Consider the following 22,335-nt stretch of genomic DNA (forward strand, 5'->3'; position numbering starts at 1 on the left):
CTTTATATTTTTGAAGGTGATTTTAAACCTAAACAGTGTATAGATTCCTTCAAAATTTTTCCCGTAGCATACGTTAAAATTAGTTTAGTTTTCTTTTCATTTTCATCTTCCACATTTATACGTACTTGATTATAATATCTATTGAATTTTTTCGCAATTTCTAAAACATAACGTGCTAGAACGGAAGGTTCATTTTTCTTTAATGCATGTTGGATTACATTCGGAAAATTCATTAGCTCTTTTGTCAAACCCCAGGAAGCTTGATCGTTTAAATGCTTTCCATCCGTTAGGGTCAATTCGTTTATCCATGCTTCGTCCCAAGCCCCCTTTTCAAGTAAGCTTTGTGTACGAGCGTAAGTATATTGAACATATGGGCCCGTTTCTCCTTCAAAATTCAAAGCATCTTCAAGCGAAAAATCCACTTCCTGAATACGATTATTTTTCAAATCATTAAATATAACAGATCCAATTCCGATCGCTTCTGCAACCTCATTCTTGTTAGATAGTTCAGGACTTTTTTCATTAATAATCTCTGTTGCTTTTGTGACCGCTTCTTCTAATACTTTTTCTAAAAAGATCACTTTTCCGCGACGTGTAGACATTTTTTTACCTTCATATTTCATTAATCCAAAAGGAATATGCTCACAATCGCTTGACCAAGCTTTTCCCATTTTATCAAGAACAGCAAACACTTGCTTAAAATGCAGTTGCTGCTCTGCCCCAACTACGTATAAAATTTTACTTCCTTGCATTTCTTCATGACGATAAATGGCGGTGGCTAAATCTCTTGTAGGGTAAATCGTTGTACCATCTGATTTTAAAATCAAACAAGGTGGCATTTCTGCTTCATCTAAACGAACAACCATTGCTCCTTCACTTTCTTCCAATAAACCTTTTTCTTTAAGTTCCAATACAACGGGTGACATTTTATCGTTATAGAAACTTTCTCCCAAATAATAATCAAATTCCACGCCTAGTTTGTCGTACATGAATTTAAACTCTTTTAAGCTCAATTCAATAAAGAATTTCCAGAGCTCAGTTGCTTCCTCATCACCATCCTCTAGCTTTTTAAACCATAATCGAGCTTCTTTCTCAAGCTCAGGATCATTCTCAGCTTCTTCATGAAATTTCACGTATAACTGAAGGCACTCATGTATCGCATTCTCTTCCATCTTCTGAGGATCTCCCCAACGTTTATATGCGGTAATTTGTTTTCCAAATTGAGTTCCCCAGTCCCCAAGGTGATTAACTCTAACTGGATCATATCCAGCCGTTTTATAAATGTGATACAAAGCATTACCAATCATTGTAGAACGTAAGTGTCCAATACCAAAAGGTTTGGCTATATTCGGAGAAGACATATCAATGATGATGCGTTCATTATTTCCGATTTCCATCTTCGTAAAATCCTTTTTAAGAATAGAATTAAGTAATTTCTCTGACCATACTTCGTTCTTAAAGAAGAAATTGATGTATGCACCTTGAGATTGAACATTGATGTTTTCTGATTTTTGGTTGTTATTTAATTGTTCAGCTATTTCAGCAGCAATGACAGTTGGATTTTTCTTGAATTGTTTGGCCAAAATAAAACAAGGGAACGCAATGTCTCCTAGATCAGGGTTCGGTGGAACTTCTAGCAACTTTTCAATTTCTTCTTTTGTAGGTGATACAACATCTTTTAACAAGTTCACTATAGTTTCTTTTAACATGATTTCTCTCCTTGAAATTGATAGAGTAAATTTGATGAACACCGACATCAATTCATTTTACAGGTACGCTAGCTAACTTCTCACCACTTCCATGTGGTCAATCATAAACTGTCACCTCCATGTGACAACTCTGACACCAGTTCATCCACGAACTGAAAAACTCCCGCCTCTAAATTAGAGACGAGAGTTTAATTTATAATCCCGTGGTACCACTCTTAGTGCATGAAAAATGTAAAATTAGCATGCCACTCAACTACGATATCGGAGTCACCGGATCTTCCTACTTCTATGTTCAAAAGATCATCTCATGGGTCCGCTTCTTCATGTTTTCCGTACCGACTCCCACCCATCTCGGCTCGCTAAGACTCTCAAACATGAGTACTCTCCCAATCACTGATTTATTATTCATTATATTATCGATATTTTAAAGGAATTCACTTTGAATGTAAAGTGTAAAGTTAATTAATAAAAAATAAGTTCTTCTTTTAATTAATAGTGCTTATCATCATTTGTAACAAGTTGTCATAACTGATCCTTGCGCAACAACTTTTTCATCCCTCAATTTCTTGGTTTCCTTCTATAACCTAAAAACACAAATAATAAGACAATTGCCATTGTAGCGATAAAGAAATGTACGTAATTTATATCATTTTCAAAATCTCGTAAAAGGAATATTTGGCATTGGTGTTCTATTATCTAAACTCCTCAATACGTCATCATACTTTAAAGGTTTTAGATACATCAATTCCCCTTTAATTTCCCCCTTCCCTTCAATCACAGCAGGATATTCTCCAACCAAATACATTTCCCCTTTCATCTTTGCATTCATTTCTTTTTCTGTATTCCCTTTTTAAAAAAATTCATATGCACCATAAGTTGCTTTTTTTCTTAATGAACCATATACAAAGACCGGTTTCATACCATTCCCTCCAATAATATATAAAAAGACTTATAGTAATGGCTTACTTCTTAAATCATGCCTCTAATCTCAGTCTAAAAATAAAACTGAACAATAACTCCTATCGGAGTCTCTCGAAAAGGTTGCCGAATACTTCTTTAGAGGTAGTTTTTGTTGTAGCTTTGAGTTTAAAAAAGATATAAATTCTTAAATTATAAAAAAGTGTGGTTTTATTTATCAAATTACAGTATAATTTAAACCAATCAATAAATCACCAAACGAAACATGATTTCGTAGAATGAAACAAAATCAATCACAAAACTACTATTCAAGATTGTTCGTTTGATGAGATGATCGGTTTCATGTATTTTTTCAATATCAAAATGGAAGAGGGGATCACATGCTAGATAGATTCAAATCGATAAACCCTGTTAGTAAAAGTATTATTTTTGGAACACTTTTCACACGCGCAGCTACCTTTATGACCATGCCTTTTCTTGCTATTTATTTATCAAAAGTACATGGAATAAGCCCTGCAATGATAGGGTTGATTTTAGGTGTTAGTGCCTTTACAAGAATTCCTGGTAGTTTTATAGGTGGTAACTTGTCAGATCAATATGGACGGGAAAAAGTAATGCTGATTTCAATTTTTGTATGGGCGCTTGTTTTTCTTGGTTTTGCATTCGCCAATCACGTATTTATGTTTTTTATATTAAATGCTTTGAACGGTTTATGCAGTTCATTTTTTGAACCATCCTCTAGAGCATTATTATCAGATATAACAAAGCAAAAAAATAAACTGCTTGTTTTCAATCTAAGATATGCTGCAATTAATGTTGGGGCTGCAGTCGGTCCCCTAGTTGGGTTTTTAATTGGGAGCTCTAAATCAACCATAACCTTTGTCATAACTGCGATTGTTTATATGTTGTACGGATTATCATTATTATATATTTTACCAAAATATAGAGAAGTGAATAAAAAAGTGGATATGGAGAAGAAAGAAAGGGTAACCATGATACAAGCACTAAGTGTGTTACGTCAAGACTTAGTGTTTCTAGTAGCAGTGGTCGCATTTATATTTGGAGTGATTGGATATTCTCAATTTGGCTCAACCATGCCGCAGTTTTTTGAAAATGCATCCTACTTTGAAAATGGCGTTGCCTTATATACTTCCCTCATCATATTAAATGCGATCACTGTATTAATAGTGCAATATCCTGTAACTCGTATTGGTAAGAGATTCTCTCCGGTTACTTCGATCATGTTAGGTACAATCACAACCTCTATTGGGTTGTTTGGAATAGGGCTTTTTGAATCTATTTATCTAATTGGTTTATCTATGATCATTTTTACTATAGGTGAAGTGATGATGTTTACGATGTATGATCTGTTTGTAGATCAAATCGCTGATCCTGATATGAAGGGAACTTACTTTGGAGCTATGGGATTTACCTCCCTAGGGGGTTCAGTTGGACCATTAATAGGCGGATTTTTATTAAGCGCATTTGGTTATGGTGCACCTGAAACGGTTTTTGGCTTATTAGCATTTATCAGCGCTATTGGATTCCCACTTTTTGTATATGTTAATTTCTTGATGAAAAAAACAAAACGAAATTTGGATTATTCATTGTAAGATTATAAATAAAAATCGATTCCATGAAAAAGGAGTCGATTTTTTATTGTTTAAAAAATTGGGTTAACCCCATCTTTTTCATTTATTCATTCTAATTTCATCCCGAAACTCTTCTTGATGTCGTGTTATCCCTATTGTTTATACTTGTGAGGTAGCGTTATCATTTTATAAAATAGAAAAAGAGGTGTAATAATGACAACTAAATTTCCAAAAGATTTTATATGGGGGACAGCAACATCTTCTTATCAGATTGAAGGTGCAGTTAATGAAGGTGGTCGTGGGGAAACCATCTGGGATCATTTTTGTAAAACAACGAGCAAAATAGCAAATGCAGACAATGGGGATACAGCTTGCAATCATTATCATCGATATAAGGAAGATATTCAGCTTATGAAAAATTTGAATATAAAATCCTATCGTTTTTCGATATGCTGGTCAAGAATATTACCTGAAGGAACAGGGAAAGTGAATCCAATAGGACTTCAATTTTATCGTTCCATCATTGAAACGCTGATAGAAAATGACATAGAACCCATCATAACTCTATATCATTGGGAACTTCCTCAAGTATTGCAAGAAAAGGGAGGATGGGAAAATCCAAAAATTATAAATGATTTTATGAACTATGCAAACGTCATTTTTAATGAGTTCGGAGATGTTGTGAAAAAATGGATTACATTGAATGAACCTATGGTTTTTACATATTTGGGATATTTAAAAGGTATACATGCTCCGGGAATAGCAGATGAAATATCTGGTGCTAAGGCTGTACATCATGCATTATTAGCACATGGAGAAACAGTGAAATTATTTAGAAAGCTATATCCTAGTGAAGGTCAAATTGGTATAACTCTGAACCTTGCTCCTATGTATCCAAGCGAAGATACAATAAAAGCACAAGAGGCTGCTCACATATCAGATGGATTTACAAACCGAATGTTTTTAGATCCTATATTAAAAGGAACTTACCCTGAAGATATTTTAGTAATCATCAAGCAGCAAATACAAGAACCTTCAGTTACAAACAACTTTACTATTGAAAAGGATTTAAAAACGATTTCTCAACCCATTGATTTTATAGGTATTAATTATTATTCAGCAGGATTTGTAAAAGAAGGTAAACAAAAATATGAAGTTGAACCTGTGGAAATGGATGCTCCTAAAACTGACATGGGTTGGCCAGTCACTCCTGAAGGCATTTATGATTTGTTAATTAGGATCAAAAACGATTATGGAAATATCCCACTATATATTACTGAAAACGGAGCAGCATACAAAGACAATATAAATGAAAAAGGGGAAATTGAAGATATGGAACGGATTGAATATCTTAAAAGTCACTTACTGATGTGTCAAAAAGCAATAGCAGACGGTGTGAATCTCAAAGGTTATTATCTGTGGTCCTTTCTTGACAATTTTGAATGGATAGATGGTTACACTAAAAGGTTTGGCATTGTTTATGTAGATTTTAAAAGTCAAAAACGTCTTCCTAAAAAAAGTGCTTACTTTTATAAAAATGTGATTGATCAGAATGGGTTATCATTATTGTAAACTGTTAAATAGAATGGATAAGAGGAACGTATTACAACCTCCTTTTATTCATTTTTTTCTTCTTTTATGGCTGATTCCTCATACTATATACATTATAAAGAGGATTTACCATTTTAATGAAGAAGAAATACTTATTGCCTTCATAAAGCACATTTAAAAATAAAGTGAATACGATCAAAAAAGTTATACATATTTTATTTCAATAAAGGAGGGTTATTCATATGATTTGGATGATTATAATGGCTTTACTTATTGTAGGAATTTGGATACTAAGAAAGGATAATGATAAACTCGAAAGAAATACACCTTTAATTTTAGGAAGTTATTTAATTATAGTGGCTATCATATTATCTTTCATTACTTTAACCGACGACTCTACTGCTGTAGAATATGAAGGAAAAAAATATAAAAGTTTGTCTACATTATTACCAGAGTTGCCTGTACATACTAGCGAGGTCATAAATTTTAATCTTGATTACTATGAGTATTCGGATTCACATTATATAGCAGAACTTTTTTTTACTAGCAAAGATACGGGTCGTCTAATCAAACTTGATAACGTCATTGATATCACTTTTGAATTAGATTCAGATATGAAACCTTATGTAGAATATAAGGAATGGGATGATGAGGTTTACAATGTCAAATTCTACTTGCCTAAAGATTACGTCACAATAAACGGTGTAGATTAAGATTTTATGTTATTTGGGGTCAAAAAAAGAAGTCGACTAGAAGCCGACCCCCTTAATTGTGTTGGTGCAAAGAGCTTATCATGAATATCTTATCTATATTCCTTCACTAATTCAAAATCATCAAATACTGCCCAATTATTTCCTGGGGAATTAGACCATATTCCAACTTCTATTTCACCATTAGTCACTTGAATGTCTTCGATGAAATATTGAGTCCATGTTCCTACTGGATCAGAACCAACAACAGCCTTTAGCTCTTCACCGCCATAACCTTTTGCAAATAAATGCAGCTCGTTTTGACTTCCACCTGATTTCACCCAAACAGATGCTTTATATGTCCCATTAGGAACGTTCAAAATCTGACTCGTTAATTGTTGATAATCCGTTGGTGCCCAATGAACTAATTTATAGTTCCCGTTTAAAGGTCCCTCACTATCTACACTTTGAGCTAGTTGTAAATTGTCCGGATGCCATTCATTCCAACTGGAGAGGTTACCAGATTCGAATCCACTATCCAATAATAAATTTGTCTGCGTGAATTCATGAAACTGAATCCAATCTACATTCCCTATACCATTAGTACCTTTAAATACAACATATAAATCATTAATGCCTTTGGCACTTGTAATATCCGCTGATACCGTCTCATAATTATGCCATCCACCTGTATTGTTCACCATAACTTCACCAATCACGGTGCCTGTAGGACTTCCAATTCGCAACTCTAATGATCCTCCTTTAGAAGCAGAACCTACGCTAACATCTACTTGAATAGCACCATCTCCAAAATTGACATTCTCAAACATAATGTAATCACCATTGTCTGTCCAACCAACATTTGTAACATTACCGTTTGTTTCAGTTTCGATTCCGCTCATCGCACTAAAGGATTCTGCTTCCATTTTATCAAAAGCATTTACTTCATTAATAAGATAGCTTCCTTCCCAAACAAATGTTGCTACTGCACCAATAGGAAGTGTATATTCAAATCCTTCACCACCAGTTTTCACTTTAAAAGTTTGTTCACTTTCTGAATTGTTATGAGCAAGCAAAACCTTTGATCCATCTGGATTTTTGAAAGCTACTGTTTCTATTCTTTCATCATAATTAGAATCAATTCTTACTGCACCTGGTTCTACAAATTTACTAACATGACCAAGTACGTAATACTCCACATTTTTTGTAATTTCACCTGTATTAGAATCTATAGTCACAACACCACGACAATCTGTACACCCACCATTGATCGGTCCAAAGTTTTCATCTAATGCCAAATTCCATAAAAGCACAGATTTGGACCAATTTCTAATTGAACCAATAACAACATTAGACATGTTCCATTTCATATTTACATCAAAAGCAGTTTCCCATTCACCACCAGAGCACTCAGTGAACCAAATTCCTTTATCTGGATGAGCATTATATACTTCAGATTGTTTATCTGGTGTTCCGCCATAACAATGGAATGCACTTCCATCTACATAACTTTTAGCAGCAGGGTCATCCAATACTTGAATTGGATATTCATATTCGTTCCAATTATGATCCCAGCTTAATATTTTTGTATCTATAGCTTGTGCTTCAAATGTTGGACCTAGATTATTTTTAATAAAGTTAGTTTGCTCTTCAGCACTCATATACATACTAGGATAACCACTTGTTTCATGATGAGGTTCATTTTGCACGGTCATCGCATAAATCGGCAAACCTTCATTTTCATAACTTTGTACATATTTTGTTAAATATTCTGCATAAACTTGATAATACTCTGGATTCAAAGTACCACCGTTTAACTCTTCATTATTTTTCATCCAAGCAGGTGCACTCCATGGTGTTCCTAAAATTTTCACATCTGGATTAATGCCTTTAATGTCCTGCAACACCGGAATTACATTCACTTGATCTTGAGCTATTGTAAATTGCTCCAAACTGAGGTCTGTTTGACCTTGGGGTATATCATTATAAGTAAAGGAAGATAAAGAAAAATCTGAAGCACCAATCGTATGACGAACAAAACTGAAATTAACACCTTGCTCCCCAAATAAATCACTTAAAAGAACAGTCTGTTGCGTTTCATCTAATTGATTCATTAAATAAGCTGCTGAACCAGATACCGCTGCTCCAAAACCGTCCATTTCTTGATATTGTATATTTTCATCCACTTGAATGGTTAAGGGATTAAATGTTGTATCTGTTTCAAAAAAAACGTCTGCTTGCTGCTTTAATAGATTTTGTTCATCTACTGTAGTTAACCAAACTTGAACATTATTGTTGTTAGCGTTTGCAATATTTAGATTTAAACTACTAAATGCAAGCAATAGAGCTAGTGATAGTACAGTAAAAATTCGTAAATTACTCCTCTTAAGTTTAAACATGCTACATCTCTCCCCTGTTAAATTATAATGAATGACTCTCTATGATATCGTTTTCAAAAGAAAGGATATAGCATATACTAACATGGAATGGTATCGTTTTCAATGTCAACTTTTTCTAAAGGAGAAAATAAAAAAAGCCAACAGAATAATGTTAGCTGTAAAATGTTTGACTTTTATACTCATGCATCGTTTTATTAGATCTATTATGATCAGCATAATGGAGTCTAAGAGTAATGATATAACTTAATAGACTCTCTTACCTCTAATATCTTTATCAATTTCTTATAACGTTTTTGTCATATTAATATCTGTAGCTTCAAATCCTAACTTCTCGTATAAGTGAAGTGCCCGTTCATTATGTGCAAATACATGAAGTGATATTTTTTCAATCCCTTGTTCTTTTGCCAGTTTATCTAGTGCTTGAAGTGTGGATTTCCCATATCCTTTTCCTTGATGTTCTTCATATATGTAAAACTCATATATAAATGCTGCTTTTTTAGGTTTTGTATGATCATAAAAATACCATAACCAACCTATCGGCTGTCCATCATTCATTATAGAAAGTAAAAAATGTTGATTTGAATTTAACCCATCGGGCAATAAACGATCAAAAGCTTCTTTAGATTTTTTCAAAGCCTCTTCTTCGAGCCAATTGCCTGATTTCACATTTTCTTTAGCATAATGCTCAATACTATGGGAAATAAATTTTTCATATATAACTTCTGTCATTGAATTTAATTGAATCGTCATTATATTCACCTCATTAATTTAGAGTTTTTTATAGTCAGTCTAATTTAAGTGATTATTTCACATGATTTTCTTTGTCATGCTTATATTCGTTGATTTAAATCCTAACATTTTATACATGTTTAATGCTCGTTCATTATGTGCAAATACATGAAGTGATATTTTCCGAATTCCTTTTTCTTTTGCCAACTCTTCAAATGCCACTAATGACGCTTTTCCATATCCCTTTTTTTGATACTTTAAACGAATATGAAAATCATAAATAAAAGCTTCTTTTTGCAACTTTGATTCATCATAAAAATACCATAACCAGCCGATAGTTTGATCGTATTTCACTATAGCAAGCATATAGTTCTGTTCAGTATTTCTCCCTTGAGGCAACAATTTCATATAAATTTCCGCTGCTTTTTGGATGGCTTCCTCTTCTTTCCACTTACCTGCTTTAACTTGATTCTTTGCAAACTCTTTTATTGTATTTGAGATAAAATCCTCATACACAACCTCACACATTTTCATTAATCTAACTGCCATCTAATTACCTTCCCCCTTTTAAGAAGCCAATCATTTGTTGAAATGAACTTTTATATGCTACTTGATTATAATGTTTTGAGTAAACGTCCGCGAATCCATGATTAGCTTTAAATTGATGCACTTCTAAATGATGGATCTTCTTCTGCATTAACTGATCGTACAGTTCATCTATATGAAATGACTCTTCTTTTCCCGGGAAAAATAGTAAGATTGGGATTAATGGATTGATATCCAAATAATCTCTGATACGAGATCCATAAAAACAAACTACACCGTGACATAGGTGATTTTGACTGCATAACCAAGCAATCGTAGCTCCAATACTGTATCCAATTATGAATATTTTATCATATTTTGTCGATATTTCACTGATTAACTTGTTTACCATAGCAGTACTCTCAAGAAAACCAATATTTTCTTTAAAATTATGGTAGGCTTCGTGCTCTTTATCATAACCATAAACTATTTCTTGTTTCAGTAGATTTGGACAAAACACATCATAACCTAATTTTGCAAACAATTTTGCAGTCTCTTTAATATGTTTATTAATACCGTAAATTTCATGAAGTATTATTATTGCAAAATTAGATTGGGTTGAAAGAGAATACATGAATCTTCTCCTTTCTAAAACAATAACACTGTTTAAATAAATGTAATATAATATAATCTAGAGAACTAATTAATAAAAATAACATGATTAGTTATACTTAGAACCTAACCTTGGAGGAAACCACATAATGAATAAATCTTCTATTTTACTTTTTGATGGTGAGTGTAACTTATGTAATAGTACAGTACAGTTTATACTTCCTAGGGATTCAAAGGGAGACATTAAATTTGCTTCATTACAATCTGAAACAGGCCAAAAGCTACTTGAAAAATATAATTTGAATGCAGACCAAATGGATACAGTTGTGCTTATTGAGAACGGAAGAGCTTTTACAAAATCTACAGCAGCACTGCGTATATGTTTACATTTAAAAAAATGTTGGCCGATTCTCTTTGGTATTACCATTATACCAAAACTACTAAGAGATGTTGTATATGATTGGATTGCCAAAAATAGATATAAATGGTTTGGCAAGAAGGATCAGTGTATGATTCCGAAAAAGGAATTCAAGAATAGATTTTTAAACTGAGAGGGGTATCATTTTAACTAGGAAGTATTTGATACCCCGATTTCCCAAATCTAATTTCATATCATCTTGGAAAAAATGACTGATTTAGGATTGTAACTTCGGAGTTATACCTTATTTTAACTTTGTTCAAAAATTAAACTTCAATAAAGAGTTGATTTATTTTACATATTGAAATTGCACTAAAAAAACTTGCTCCATTACCTCCCTGCATCACAACAATACCTTCTCCTACATCTACAACAAACCCGCTCACTGAACCATCTAAAAAATTAATATTCACTATTTGATTTTTATCGAATGCAGTAATAAATTTATTTGCAGGATCTTCACAGCAACTGCAAACCCCAGTATTTTTTACACTAGGTTTTAAATCAATCTTACTTTCAGGGTTAAACTCAACAGCTGAAACATTACAAATTGGGAAATAAATTTCATCTTGGTTTGCTAATTCACCAGTTAATATAAAATCCTCTACATTAGTTATTGTTACTATGTCAGTGCCTCCTCTAATTGTAGAAATTGTAACTGGATCCCCAACTTTTTCTAGTTGGTCTAAAACGCACTGCATCGGACATACACAACAATCGCAAATACTTTGGTCAAAAGCTCCCATGTTTATTTCCTCCTTTCTTTATATTTATCAGTCTTTATATAACTGGGGTAGAAGGCAAAATTTTAGCTAATTTACAAATTGAAATTGCCTTAAGTATAGTAGCGTCCAATTCATCTTGTATAATTACAATTCCTTCACCTATATCGATTATGAAACCATTAATATTAGTATCTAAATATATGAAATTAAATGATGTATTTTTGCTTAATCTATTCAATAATCGATTAGCAGGATCCTCGCAGCAACTGCATTCCCCCTTGAAGCTAGTTTTACTTGGACTTAAATCAATTTGATTTGTAGAAGGAAACTCTACAGCTGTAATATTACAAATGGGGAAAAAGAACTCATTATTGAATTCATCTGAAGTAAATAATATGAAATTTTTTGCATCATCTACAGTTATCTCAAAACCCTCATCTGATGTAGTATCAATGCTAACTGTTTCACCTCTTAGTTGCATTAATACACGCTGCATCGGGCAAACGCAACATTCGCAAATTGATTCATCAAAGAAACCCATGTTCATTCCTCCTTCCTATAAAATGATTTCATTTACAAATTAGGACCAATACGATTTAAAGAACATATTGAGACAGCAGTTTTCATGGTTCCATCTTGGGATTGAATCATAACTATCCCCTCCCCAATATCACTTATGAATCCAATAGCCGTACCTACTAAAAATCTAAGATTAAATAATTGCTCTCTACTCAAAGTTCTTAATAGCTGATTTGTAGGATCTTCACAGCAACTACATTCTCCTTTAACACTCGTTCTATTAGGCTTTAATTTAACTTGCCTTGAAAGAGGAATATTTGATACTCCAGATACATTGCAAATTGGAAAATTCCGGACAGTTCCACCTCCAGCGCCTGTACCACTCACAATAAAATCATTTACTTCAGTTATTGTTAAATCAAAATTACCTAAAGTAGTTGTAAAAATGACAACAGGATTTTCTGTATTCCTTAATTGATCTAGTACACATTGCATTGGACATACACAACAATCACAGATCGTTTCATCAAAGTGTCCCATATTACTAACCTCCAATCTGTATAAGTTTCGATATTATATGCAAGGCTTTCAAGTGTGATTGGACTTATGTTATGTAGTTTCAAAATTTCCACATTTGTGTATACGAAACCCCCAATATTAACCTTTGAGATGTTGGAATAACCCTTCTTCAAAGGAAGTTTTTGTTTTTTTAGTTGGGACGAAAAAAAAGCCTATCGAAATCGATAAGCTTTTCTTTATAATCATTATTGTTAACTTTTTACTTTATAGTAATAAAATCGTCTTTCGAATTAGTATTACACTAAATCAATCAACAAGAATCTTGCATCAGAATTCGCTAGGATTTTAGCAGAGGTCTCATCTGTCAAACGTACTGAATCACGTTTGGATAACTTAATATCTCCATTTAAAGTAACTTCTCCTTCAATAACAAACAAGAACATTTTTCTCCCAGCTTCCTGTGTATGTGTCAATTCATTTCCAATTTCTAAATCAGACATAAAAATGGTCACGTCTTGATTGATATAAGCAACATTTTCTGAAGCCTGCCTAGAAACTACAGGAAGTAGATTGTTTTTCATTTTTGAAATATCATACGTTGTTTTTTCATACTCTGGCGTTACTCCTTTTTTATCTGGCAGGAACCACAACTGAAAGAAATTCACTTCATTTGTGGAAGATGGATTAAATTCAGAATGATAAATTCCTGTACCAGCACTCATTCTTTGAATGCCTCCAAAAGTAGTTACTGCAGAATTTCCTTCACTATCCGCATGCTTCAGTTCACCATCCAATACAATCGAAACAATTTCCATTTCTTGATGTGGATGTTTGCCAAAACCTTCATTTGGTTGTACGAAATCATCATTAAATACTCGTAATGAACCAAACTGTAAATTTTCTGGATCATAAAAATCTGCAAATGAAAAACTAAAATTTGATTGTAACCAACCATGATCTCTTGAGAATCTAGATTCCTTTGAATAAACTTTAATCATTATATATCACCCTTCGCATTTTTTTTAAAATAGTGATGATCGAGAGAATATTTCCCCGAACCAATGAATGCTATACCTACTACAGTTGCTATAAGAACTAATGGATATTCCATTCCACCTTGATCTGCCCACAAACCAGCTGGAGCGTGTACTTTAGCAATTGCACCCACCATAATAATGGATATCATTGCGGATGCAATAGGTGTTACAAAACCTAAGACTAATAAAATGCCACCCACTAATTCTCCTGCTCCAGCGACAAAGGCCATTACTGTACCTGGGCTTAATCCTATGGATTCAAAAAATCCTCCAGTACCTTGTAAACCATAACCACCAAACAAACCAAATAATTTTTGTGAACCATGACCAATAAATAAAAGCCCTACTACTAAACGAATAATTAACAATCCAATCCCCATTCTATTTTCTCTCATTAATAAAATTCTCCTTTCAAAAATTATCTCGAATTCAAGATATTTATTTAAAATTAAGCACAAGCACCTATCTGAGTCTCTCGAAGAGGTTATCGGATAGAAAGGATTAACGCTTCCTATCCTTTATTCTAAATGCTTTGCATAAATACCTAATTTTTTCAGCAAAAAAATAGCTTCGTTCTTTTCTTCATCAGATAATCCACGTACAATTTCATCAATTTTACTTTTATGATTTGGAAATATCTCATCAAAAAGTTCTTTTCCTTTATCTGTTATGGCAGCATAAATAATTCTGCGGTCATTCGGACAAGGATTTCTAGTTAAATAACCCTTTTGCTCCAGCTTATCAACGACATAAGTAATACTACCGCTTGCAATTAATATTTTCTCACCAATTTTTTGTAAAGGTTGATCCCCTTTATGATATAAAAGCTCAAGTACAGCAAATTCAGTTGGATTTAATCCATAGCTTTGTATATCCTGATGTACTAAATCATTGATAGTTCTACTTGCACGGGATAATACAATAAATAATTTTAAGGATAAATCTTGTTTTTGTTCCATCTTTATATCAGACCTTTCAATTATCTCGAATTCAAGATAATTATATATAAAAAAAGTTTAAATATCAACAACCTCCTTATTATCGCTTCAATTATCTTTAATTCAAGATATTTTTTCATTTCTGTATTTTATTTTCTTTCTTCTAATCACATACTACACCAAACACTTACTTTTGTCAACTAACTATCAAAAGATTATTTAAATATTGCTTTTTCAAACAAACAATTATTTTTACGCACCTCATATATTATAGTTGATAAATGATCGTTTCATTTTCCATAATTTAAGATGTTTATTATTCTCCCCATTTAGCGTTATAATATTGCTTGGGAAAGATGAAATTTATATTAAACTTTTATGAATTTTTAATAAAGTTTTTTTTATACCAATCTTCAAAGGAATACAAAATTCAAAATACATCAACTAAGAAGGAGAATGGGAATGTTTAAAAAAGTTGGAACTTTAGCAGCAACAGGTGCTTTGTCTTTATCATTAATGATGGGGAATGTAAATGCTGAACCAATACAACCTATTCCACATATAGACTGGATGAAGGATAAACAAATTATTCAGGGTAATGAAAAGGGAGATTTAGTACTAAATCAAAAAGTATCCCTTGCTGAAACTGTAACTTTGTTTTCTAGAATTCAAGGTGTAACTGATTTAGAAGCTGATCCTGAAATCAAACACTGGGCTTCAGGAGCTTTAAAATGGGCACTTGATACTGGCATTGTTGAAGATGTAAAAAATCCGAATAAAAAACTCACTAGCTCTGAACTTATTGAATTAGGAACAAAAGCTGGATTGGAACTAGAATTAGAGGAAAGTAATACAGTTACACGTGAAATGTTTTTCCATTCTTTAGGTGAGGCAGCAACAACACAGATAACTATTGGTCATACGAATGACGTACATGGTCATATCGAAGAAGATGAATACAACAAAGAATTTGGTTATGCTAAAATGGCAACCATTATTGATGAGTGGAAAGCAGAAAGTGAAAACTTTTTCTTAATTGATGCAGGTGATACATTCCAAGGAACAATCTTTGTTAACCAAACTGAAGGTCAATCCATTATTCCAATTTTAAATGCATTAGATTACGAAACAATGGCAGCAGGTAATCATGAGTTTGATTTTGGATATGAGCAGTTGTTAAACTTAGTCGGTCAATTAGAATATCCTGTCATCTCTTCTAATGTAGTATATGAAGATGGATCTGAATTCCTTCAACCTGTTAAATATGCTGAGATTGCTGGAAAAACATTTGCTTTTATCGGTTTTGTTACTGAAGATACTCCAATCGTAACGCATCCTGACAATGTAGAGGGACTTTCATTCAAATCTCCAGTAGAAGTTGCAAAAGAAATGGTTCCTCAATTAAAAGAAGAAGTAGATCATGTCATTGCAGTTTCTCATGTGGGTCTTGACGTAGACAGAGAAATTGCTGAATCAGTTGATGGTATTGATTTGATTATTGGTGGACATTCACATACACCGATAGAAACTCCTGAGCTTGTTAATGGAACTTATATCGTTCAAGACTGGGAATATGGTAAATCTTTAGGTAGAGCGGACTTATATTATTATAATGATGAATTAGTTGCATTTAGCGGCGGATTAAAAGAATATGATCCAGAAGTTGAAGCAGATCCAGAAATCGCGAAAATGGTTTCAGAAGTTTCTGAAGAAATCAAAGAAATCATGAATGTAGTGATTACAAACTCTGAAGTAGATTTAGATGGAGATCGTGCTTTAGTTAGATCTGGTGAAACAAATGTCGGTAACTTAATTACAGATGTACTAGTTGAAAAAACACAATCCATTTCTGGTTATGAAGCTGATGTTGCAATTATGAATTCAGGTGGTATACGTACACAATTATCAGCTGGTGAAATTACTAAACTAGATTTAAACACATTACTTCCTTTCCCTAATACTTTAGCGGTATTAGATGTTACTGGTGAAGAGATAGTAGCTGCTTTAGAACATGGCGTAAGCAAAGTTGAAGAACAAAGTGGACAATTCCCACAAATCAGTGGTATGTCATTCACTTATGATTCAAGCCAACCTGCAGGTGAACGTGTTATTGATGTGAAAGTAGCAGGAGAAGAAATTGATTTAACTAAAACGTACAAGCTTGCTACAAATGATTTTGTTGCAGTAGGTGGAGATGGTTATGAAATGTTTGCAGATAATGAAGTATTTGATACAGGGTTAACGATTTACTCAGTAGTTGAGGAATACTTTATGAATGAAGAAAGCATTAATCCACAAGTGGAAGATCGTATTGTAGATACAAGCAAGACTGAAGAATAATATTATTAATACCCACAAAAGTGAAGATAAGCTATGTAGTGGCAATGTAGTGAAATCTTATTACTTTTGCGGGGCTCTAGCCAAACAATCTAGAAAGCAATACTCATCTAGAATACAAAAACGGATGAAGGATATACTAAGAATATCTATTCATCCGTTTTTTTGTTATTCAGTAACATTTACAGTTTATTTTTCCACCAAATTGTGAGGATGGGCAGTCAGTAAACTGTAATTTGAATCACATATATTTTTGTTATCGCTTATTACCAACACCCGAACGGTTTCACCATCTATCAATTCATCGCTTTTTTTCTTAAATCCTAAAGATTCATAAAATGAAGCCGCTAGAAAGTTATTAGGTCTATGCCCTAGCATTATCTTTTTACAATTATAGTTAGTGTGCATTATTTCTATTAGTTTTTCCATGGCAACCTTTCCATAACCCTTTCCCTGATATTTCTCATCGATCATAAATGCCATGATCCAATAGCTTTTTTCTTGATCTGGTTTAGATGAGTACACGATAAAACCTACGATTTCATCATCCGAATAAACAGCTCTCAATTCTAAATCATCATCATATTTTGATTCAGCAATCCAATATACAACGGGAAAAGAAAATACTTTCAGCTGTTCTTCAGAAACATTCAACTGTGTACAATCATACCAATTTTCTTTTGAAACTTCTCTTAATTGAATGCTCATCCATCAATCCTCCTCAAATCAACTAAACTCCACCATAATAAATTTCTGTATTATATCGAAAAGTGACTTTTCCATTCTCGTTATACAAATCAAACAGTGCTTGTAATTTCCCCATAATAATCTCATAATTTTGATCACCTGGTGTTGGTGAATAAGATGAGGACAACAGTCTCCCCTTCAGCTGCTCAAAGTTAAACAATTGATAGTTTGGACATGTAAAAACTTTATATCCTTGATGATTAAAAAATGTACTAAATTCCTGTTCCCCTATATTTTGATGATTAATTTCATTGTAATCATTTGCATACGTCTTTAGTAATCGATCATATTCAATTAAAAAATCACTTTCTTCCGTCAAACGATTATTCCAAATTAAAACGACTTCTCCATCTGGTTTTAGTATTCTTTCGAACTCTTTTTTCGTTTTTTGCAAATCGAACCAATGAAAGGCTTGAGCTGAAACAATAAAATCAACCGCATGATCAGGTAGCGATGTATTCTCTGCTGATCCGCTGATCGAAGTATAATTTTCATAGCTTTCTAGCAACTTCTCAGCTGCCTCTCGCATCTCTTGATTGGGTTCAACAGATAATACCTTTGATTCTCTTTCAAGTAAGAGTTTTGTAAAAATTCCTGTTCCCGAACCTACATCTGCTATTACAGAATCTTGCTTAAACCCAAGCTCTTCATAACAAAAATCTAATGCTTTTTTAGGATAACTCGGACGATACTTCACGTAATTTTCTACTCTATTTGAAAATCTTTTCTTACTATCCATTAGCTCATTCCATCTCCTTATTCAATATGACCATGTGAATATGGTCTTCCCATTTTCCATTGATCTTCAAATATTTTTTAGCTAGTCCCTCTGATTCGAAACCTAACTTTTCTACTACTTTCAGTGAAGCTCCATTTATCGGCATGATATTCGCTTCAATTCTGTGAAGCTTTAAGTCATAAAAAGCATAATCAATCACTCTTTGCACTGCTTCTGTCATATAACCTTGATTTGTTTCATTATGACTTAATTGATATCCTATATGACATGATTGAAACACACCTCGAACAATATTATTTAAAGAAATGGAACCTATGATCTCTTCTTTTTCATCTTCTTTTTTAATCATCCAAACTTTAAACATGAGTCCTTCTTTCATTCTTTGTATATCATCTTTCAGTTTTGATGACTGAAAATACGCTGTAAAAAATTCGTCATCTACTAATGGACTCCAAGGATTCAAGAACTGTTTGTTTTTATTCCAATAATCCACAACTTTCTCAACATAGGATTCATCAATTACTTTGAGTATAAGCCTTTCTGTTTCAAGAAATGTATTTTTTAAAGTATTCAAATTAAAACCACCTTTCATTCAAACGATCCACAAATCAATCTACCCAACTATAGTTTAATAAAGTCTTTTTGTATAACTCTCTTGAAGAGACTTTTCTATAACTTCAGGAGTCGTATCACTGTTATTCACATGGGCTGCCATCATATTTGGTATTGAAGGTAGGTTTTCTTTATCAGTCCAAGTATTCTGCTCCCATAAGTTTGATCTAATCAATGCTTTTGCACAATGAACAAAACATTCTTCAATTTCAATACCAATACCTAACAGGGGAACTCGATCATTTACAGCCAATTGCTGCATTATTTCCTGATCTTTAATAACATAAGCCTTCCCATTGATTCTCAACGTCTCCTTTAAACCAGGGATGATAAAAATAAGTCCAGCGTGAGGATTGGATACAATGTTCATAATGGAATCTATTCTTTTGTTCCCTTGACGTTCAGGAATAACGATATGTTTATCATCTATAATATGTACAAATCCAGGGGCATCTCCACGTGGAGAAACATCACAAGCACCATTCGCATTTGAAGTTGATAATAATGCAAAAGGGGACAATTTCAAATATTTCCTACAGTGTGAATCAAGCTTAGAGATCACCTTTTTTATGGCTCTTTCACTAGGCTCTCCCAGCATTTCTCTTAGTTCTTTTTCTGAGGTTACAATCTGTTTGAAAACATTTACATTATTCATAATTCACTTCCTATCTTATTCTGTATTTATTCCATTTCAGATACAAATTGAAGAATAGATTTATTTATTGCATCTAGTTCATTCTGTTTTAATTCCGATTGAATATTTAACTTCTGAGTAATTCCAGCAATTTTTCTATTCATATCACTTACATTATTTAAAGAATTATTTATTTTAGATTGTACTATCCAATCTGAGATAAGACCATCAAAAAAATAATCTGCAAAGGTATCAAATGAACTGAGCTGCAAGTCGAAATTACCATGAACCTTCACATCCAATAACTCATTTTTAAACAAACGAAGTGATCTTTGCACTTGATGAGCATAACGATTGGCTCGATCTATTTTAGAATGTTTGCTTGCAGTTGCAATTAAACCTCCACCTAACATATCATAAGTACCCCAGTTTTTTGCACTATGAAGCGCTTCTGACATATTTCTTAAGTTACTTTTAACATTGTTCCCAGCTTGAATGGCTTCCTTCAACTCTCTTATATCCTCTTGCAATTCAGATCTAGCTTCTCTTAATTGAATAAGCTTCTCTGTATTTTCATCTTTTGATTGCAGAATCATCTCTTTCTTCATTTTTATTAATTTCTCATAATCCTGGTCTGAACTTTGATATTCTTTTACCAATTTAACTAACTCTAATACTTCCTCCGATATGTCTGATACCGTTTCATACGCTTCATCATATTTCAGCTTTGCAGCTAAGTATTCTTGTTTTTCTTTTTGCAGTTTTTTTTCTTTTGTTCCTACAATCGTATAAAATAAAGCACCTAAACTAAAAGACTCCAATTTATTAACATCCTGCTCCTCGTCATCTAATATTGTTTTATACCTAATTAATTTACTTTTTTCCGTCTGTAAAGAAAGCCTAAGCTGATCTAATTTTAATTTCAGTTTTTTATGTTTTCTATGACGTTGTTGTGTTTCATCAATTTGCTTATTAATATTCGTATACATTGGTTATACCTCCTATCGGATAAAAAAAACACCTAAGGAAATAGTTGCCTATTTTTAGATGTTCAACATTCAAAAATCTTCTTAGTATATTCATCATTTTACGTGTCATAACTTGAAAAGTTTCATTTCAATATTACATTATAAGGGAAGAAAAAAGTTACTTTTCCTCTTTACTCTGTTTCCATAAACGGTACATTTCCAAAGTATCTTTCAGATGTTTTGCCTCATCATCAGTTAATTTTACATATTCACCATTAAAATAGATTCTATTTTCCAAGTTGCCTTTACTTTTTGTATCTCCTGTCAGCAGCCAATCAATTGAAACCTCATAAAGATCTGCTAATTTCTGCAAGATGTGATGATCAGGTTCAGACTTATCGTTCTCATATTTTGAGATTGTTGTAAAATCTATCCCCAAAGCTTTCGCTACCTCACTTTGAATCAGCTGTTTATTTTTACGTGCTTTTTTCAATCTAATACCAAAAGTCATAGATAGATCACCTCTGACATTTAGTATAAAGGATTTACATTAACTACAAAATAAAGTTGAAAATAATTCAAATTATCTCTTGATTTTGAACAAATTTCAATTTACAATAGAAATATAGTAATTTTTTTCAATAAAGGAGTAATTATGGAATTTTTATTTTATTTATGGATCTTTGCTTTATTATTTTTTATATTAGCCATTATTATTGAAATCAGAATCACTACTAAAAATACGAGATCTCCTTTTGATGCAAAAAAGAAAAAAAAATCAAAAAAACATGATATTGAACCTTAAATCACTTCTTTTAGTTCAAAATAGGCATCTGCTAACCAAGGATGAACAACCTTCAATGATGCTCGTTGATCCCATAAAAATTGAATATAGGAAAAAGCTGCATGTTCCAACGATAGTTGTAGTTGATTTTGAAGGTGTTCGATATAAGGTGGTGTACCTTTTTGATCCCACTCGATTTTATCTGCTACAAATAATACTTTATCTAAAGATGTAGCATCAGCACGTAGTGTAGTATGGCAACTAACCGCATCTAAAATATTTAAATTATGAATTCCAAAAATCTCCTTTGCCATTACACTAGATATTTTCTGATGAATAATGAGTGGAAACTTTTCTTCCTCTGGTAATATATCAATATTTAAATGTTTAGCCACTTGTATTCGTTCATGATTAGGAAAAATCCCGCTAATATCATGAAGTAATCCTGCTATCTCAGCTTCTTCAGGGTTCACTTTAAATTGATGCGCTAATTTTTTTGATTCATATGCCACTCTAATGGTATGCTCTGCAATATTAGATTTATCATGAATTTCCAAAATATTAACGACATCTTTTTCGAGGTTTCCAGTTAGTTTGAATGTTTTCATTCTGTTAAGTAAATAAGAATTCATGC

At 32.7% G+C, this 22,335-nt stretch carries 25 protein-coding genes and 1 other annotated feature; of the genes, 6 read left to right on the forward strand and 19 right to left on the reverse strand.

The window, feature by feature from the left end:
• Positions 1-2: 2 nt before the first annotated feature.
• Together argS and Q5Y73_RS16720 are read right to left on the reverse strand one after the other, a co-directional pair.
• Positions 3-1,709 (reverse strand): arginine--tRNA ligase, encoded by a 1,707-nt coding sequence (gene argS, locus Q5Y73_RS16715; RefSeq protein ID WP_305993063.1) that lies wholly within the window; start codon positions 1,707-1,709, stop codon positions 3-5.
• Positions 1,710-1,882: 173 nt separating this feature from the next.
• Positions 1,883-2,112, reverse strand: a binding site (T-box leader).
• A gap of 249 nt (positions 2,113-2,361) precedes the next feature.
• Positions 2,362-2,538, reverse strand: coding sequence for a gamma-glutamylcyclotransferase family protein (locus Q5Y73_RS16720; RefSeq protein WP_305993064.1), 177 nt, complete (start codon positions 2,536-2,538; stop codon positions 2,362-2,364).
• A 469-nt stretch (positions 2,539-3,007) separates the two neighbouring features.
• Here Q5Y73_RS16720 and Q5Y73_RS16725 point away from each other — a divergent pair, with 469 nt between their 5' ends.
• The 3 genes from Q5Y73_RS16725 to Q5Y73_RS16735 all read left to right on the forward strand — a co-directional run bounded on the left by Q5Y73_RS16725 (position 3,008) and on the right by Q5Y73_RS16735 (position 6,483).
• Positions 3,008-4,240: an MDR family MFS transporter gene (locus tag Q5Y73_RS16725; protein WP_305993065.1), complete on the forward strand. Its 1,233-nt coding sequence runs from the start codon at positions 3,008-3,010 to the stop codon at positions 4,238-4,240.
• A gap of 192 nt (positions 4,241-4,432) precedes the next feature.
• A complete protein-coding gene (locus Q5Y73_RS16730; protein WP_305993066.1) occupies positions 4,433-5,791 on the forward strand; it encodes a GH1 family beta-glucosidase in 1,359 nt (452 codons plus the stop codon).
• Positions 5,792-6,012: 221 nt separating this feature from the next.
• The gene (locus Q5Y73_RS16735; RefSeq protein ID WP_305993067.1) at positions 6,013-6,483 is read left to right on the forward strand and encodes a hypothetical protein; all 471 of its coding nucleotides are present in this window, start codon (positions 6,013-6,015) and stop codon (positions 6,481-6,483) included.
• Between the two features lie 89 nt (positions 6,484-6,572).
• On the opposite strand, the gene Q5Y73_RS16740 is transcribed toward Q5Y73_RS16735, so the two are convergent.
• The 4 genes from Q5Y73_RS16740 to Q5Y73_RS16755 all read right to left on the reverse strand — a co-directional run bounded on the left by Q5Y73_RS16740 (position 6,573) and on the right by Q5Y73_RS16755 (position 10,746).
• Positions 6,573-8,858 carry a carbohydrate-binding protein gene (locus Q5Y73_RS16740; RefSeq protein ID WP_305993068.1) on the reverse strand — a complete coding sequence of 762 codons (2,286 nt, stop codon included), beginning with the start codon at positions 8,856-8,858 and terminating at the stop codon, positions 6,573-6,575.
• A gap of 282 nt (positions 8,859-9,140) precedes the next feature.
• A complete protein-coding gene (locus Q5Y73_RS16745) occupies positions 9,141-9,608 on the reverse strand; it encodes a GNAT family N-acetyltransferase (protein ID WP_305993069.1) in 468 nt (155 codons plus the stop codon).
• Between the two features lie 57 nt (positions 9,609-9,665).
• Positions 9,666-10,136 (reverse strand): GNAT family N-acetyltransferase, encoded by a 471-nt coding sequence (locus tag Q5Y73_RS16750; protein ID WP_305993070.1) that lies wholly within the window; start codon positions 10,134-10,136, stop codon positions 9,666-9,668.
• A gap of 4 nt (positions 10,137-10,140) precedes the next feature.
• Positions 10,141-10,746, reverse strand: coding sequence for a dienelactone hydrolase family protein (locus Q5Y73_RS16755; RefSeq protein ID WP_305993071.1), 606 nt, complete (start codon positions 10,744-10,746; stop codon positions 10,141-10,143).
• A gap of 127 nt (positions 10,747-10,873) precedes the next feature.
• Here Q5Y73_RS16755 and Q5Y73_RS16760 point away from each other — a divergent pair, with 127 nt between their 5' ends.
• Positions 10,874-11,275 carry a thiol-disulfide oxidoreductase DCC family protein gene (locus Q5Y73_RS16760; RefSeq protein ID WP_305993072.1) on the forward strand — a complete coding sequence of 134 codons (402 nt, stop codon included), beginning with the start codon at positions 10,874-10,876 and terminating at the stop codon, positions 11,273-11,275.
• Between the two features lie 133 nt (positions 11,276-11,408).
• Here the strand turns inward: Q5Y73_RS16760 and Q5Y73_RS16765 are convergent, their stop codons facing one another.
• From Q5Y73_RS16765 to Q5Y73_RS16790, 6 genes are all read right to left on the reverse strand, one after another.
• A complete protein-coding gene (locus tag Q5Y73_RS16765; protein ID WP_305993073.1) occupies positions 11,409-11,888 on the reverse strand; it encodes a hypothetical protein in 480 nt (159 codons plus the stop codon).
• Between the two features lie 34 nt (positions 11,889-11,922).
• On the reverse strand, positions 11,923-12,408 hold the full coding sequence (locus Q5Y73_RS16770) for a hypothetical protein (RefSeq protein WP_305993074.1): 486 nt from the start codon (positions 12,406-12,408) through the stop codon (positions 11,923-11,925).
• Between the two features lie 32 nt (positions 12,409-12,440).
• The gene (locus Q5Y73_RS16775) at positions 12,441-12,926 is read right to left on the reverse strand and encodes a hypothetical protein (RefSeq protein ID WP_305993075.1); all 486 of its coding nucleotides are present in this window, start codon (positions 12,924-12,926) and stop codon (positions 12,441-12,443) included.
• 275 nt (positions 12,927-13,201) lie between these two features.
• Positions 13,202-13,903, reverse strand: coding sequence for a pirin family protein (locus Q5Y73_RS16780; protein ID WP_305993076.1), 702 nt, complete (start codon positions 13,901-13,903; stop codon positions 13,202-13,204).
• Positions 13,903-14,337, reverse strand: a complete 435-nt coding sequence (locus tag Q5Y73_RS16785) for a DoxX family protein (RefSeq protein ID WP_305993077.1) — start codon at positions 14,335-14,337, stop codon at positions 13,903-13,905. Before Q5Y73_RS16785 ends, Q5Y73_RS16780 begins: the two co-directional genes overlap by 1 nt.
• 123 nt (positions 14,338-14,460) lie before the next feature.
• Positions 14,461-14,901 (reverse strand): MarR family winged helix-turn-helix transcriptional regulator, encoded by a 441-nt coding sequence (locus Q5Y73_RS16790; RefSeq protein WP_305993078.1) that lies wholly within the window; start codon positions 14,899-14,901, stop codon positions 14,461-14,463.
• Between the two features lie 435 nt (positions 14,902-15,336).
• On the opposite strand from Q5Y73_RS16790, the gene Q5Y73_RS16795 reads away from it, so the two are divergent.
• On the forward strand, positions 15,337-17,220 hold the full coding sequence (locus Q5Y73_RS16795) for a bifunctional metallophosphatase/5'-nucleotidase (protein WP_503366723.1): 1,884 nt from the start codon (positions 15,337-15,339) through the stop codon (positions 17,218-17,220).
• A gap of 186 nt (positions 17,221-17,406) precedes the next feature.
• On the opposite strand, the gene Q5Y73_RS16800 is transcribed toward Q5Y73_RS16795, so the two are convergent.
• The 6 genes from Q5Y73_RS16800 to Q5Y73_RS16825 form a co-directional block, all read right to left on the reverse strand.
• A complete protein-coding gene (locus Q5Y73_RS16800) occupies positions 17,407-17,925 on the reverse strand; it encodes a GNAT family N-acetyltransferase (protein ID WP_305993080.1) in 519 nt (172 codons plus the stop codon).
• Between the two features lie 22 nt (positions 17,926-17,947).
• Positions 17,948-18,703 carry a class I SAM-dependent methyltransferase gene (locus tag Q5Y73_RS16805; protein ID WP_305993081.1) on the reverse strand — a complete coding sequence of 252 codons (756 nt, stop codon included), beginning with the start codon at positions 18,701-18,703 and terminating at the stop codon, positions 17,948-17,950.
• A 4-nt stretch (positions 18,704-18,707) separates the two neighbouring features.
• A complete protein-coding gene (locus tag Q5Y73_RS16810; RefSeq protein ID WP_305993082.1) occupies positions 18,708-19,277 on the reverse strand; it encodes a GNAT family N-acetyltransferase in 570 nt (189 codons plus the stop codon).
• A gap of 54 nt (positions 19,278-19,331) precedes the next feature.
• Complete coding sequence (locus tag Q5Y73_RS16815) at positions 19,332-19,970, reverse strand: pyridoxamine 5'-phosphate oxidase family protein (protein ID WP_305993083.1); 639 nt, start codon at positions 19,968-19,970, stop codon at positions 19,332-19,334.
• A 26-nt stretch (positions 19,971-19,996) separates the two neighbouring features.
• Entirely contained in the window at positions 19,997-20,938 is a 942-nt protein-coding gene (locus Q5Y73_RS16820; protein WP_305993084.1) for a hypothetical protein, read from the reverse strand.
• A 157-nt stretch (positions 20,939-21,095) separates the two neighbouring features.
• Complete coding sequence (locus Q5Y73_RS16825; RefSeq protein WP_305993085.1) at positions 21,096-21,428, reverse strand: helix-turn-helix domain-containing protein; 333 nt, start codon at positions 21,426-21,428, stop codon at positions 21,096-21,098.
• A 144-nt stretch (positions 21,429-21,572) separates the two neighbouring features.
• Here Q5Y73_RS16825 and Q5Y73_RS16830 point away from each other — a divergent pair, with 144 nt between their 5' ends.
• The gene (locus Q5Y73_RS16830) at positions 21,573-21,722 is read left to right on the forward strand and encodes a hypothetical protein (protein ID WP_305993086.1); all 150 of its coding nucleotides are present in this window, start codon (positions 21,573-21,575) and stop codon (positions 21,720-21,722) included.
• Here the strand turns inward: Q5Y73_RS16830 and yqeK are convergent.
• Complete coding sequence (yqeK, locus tag Q5Y73_RS16835; protein ID WP_305993087.1) at positions 21,719-22,333, reverse strand: bis(5'-nucleosyl)-tetraphosphatase (symmetrical) YqeK; 615 nt, start codon at positions 22,331-22,333, stop codon at positions 21,719-21,721. The two genes, Q5Y73_RS16830 and yqeK, sit on opposite strands and share 4 nt — an antisense overlap.
• Positions 22,334-22,335 lie beyond the last annotated feature (2 nt).

The sequence above is a fragment of the Chengkuizengella axinellae genome, assembly GCF_030730905.1.
Classification (GTDB): domain Bacteria; phylum Bacillota; class Bacilli; order Paenibacillales; family KCTC-33759; genus Chengkuizengella; species Chengkuizengella axinellae.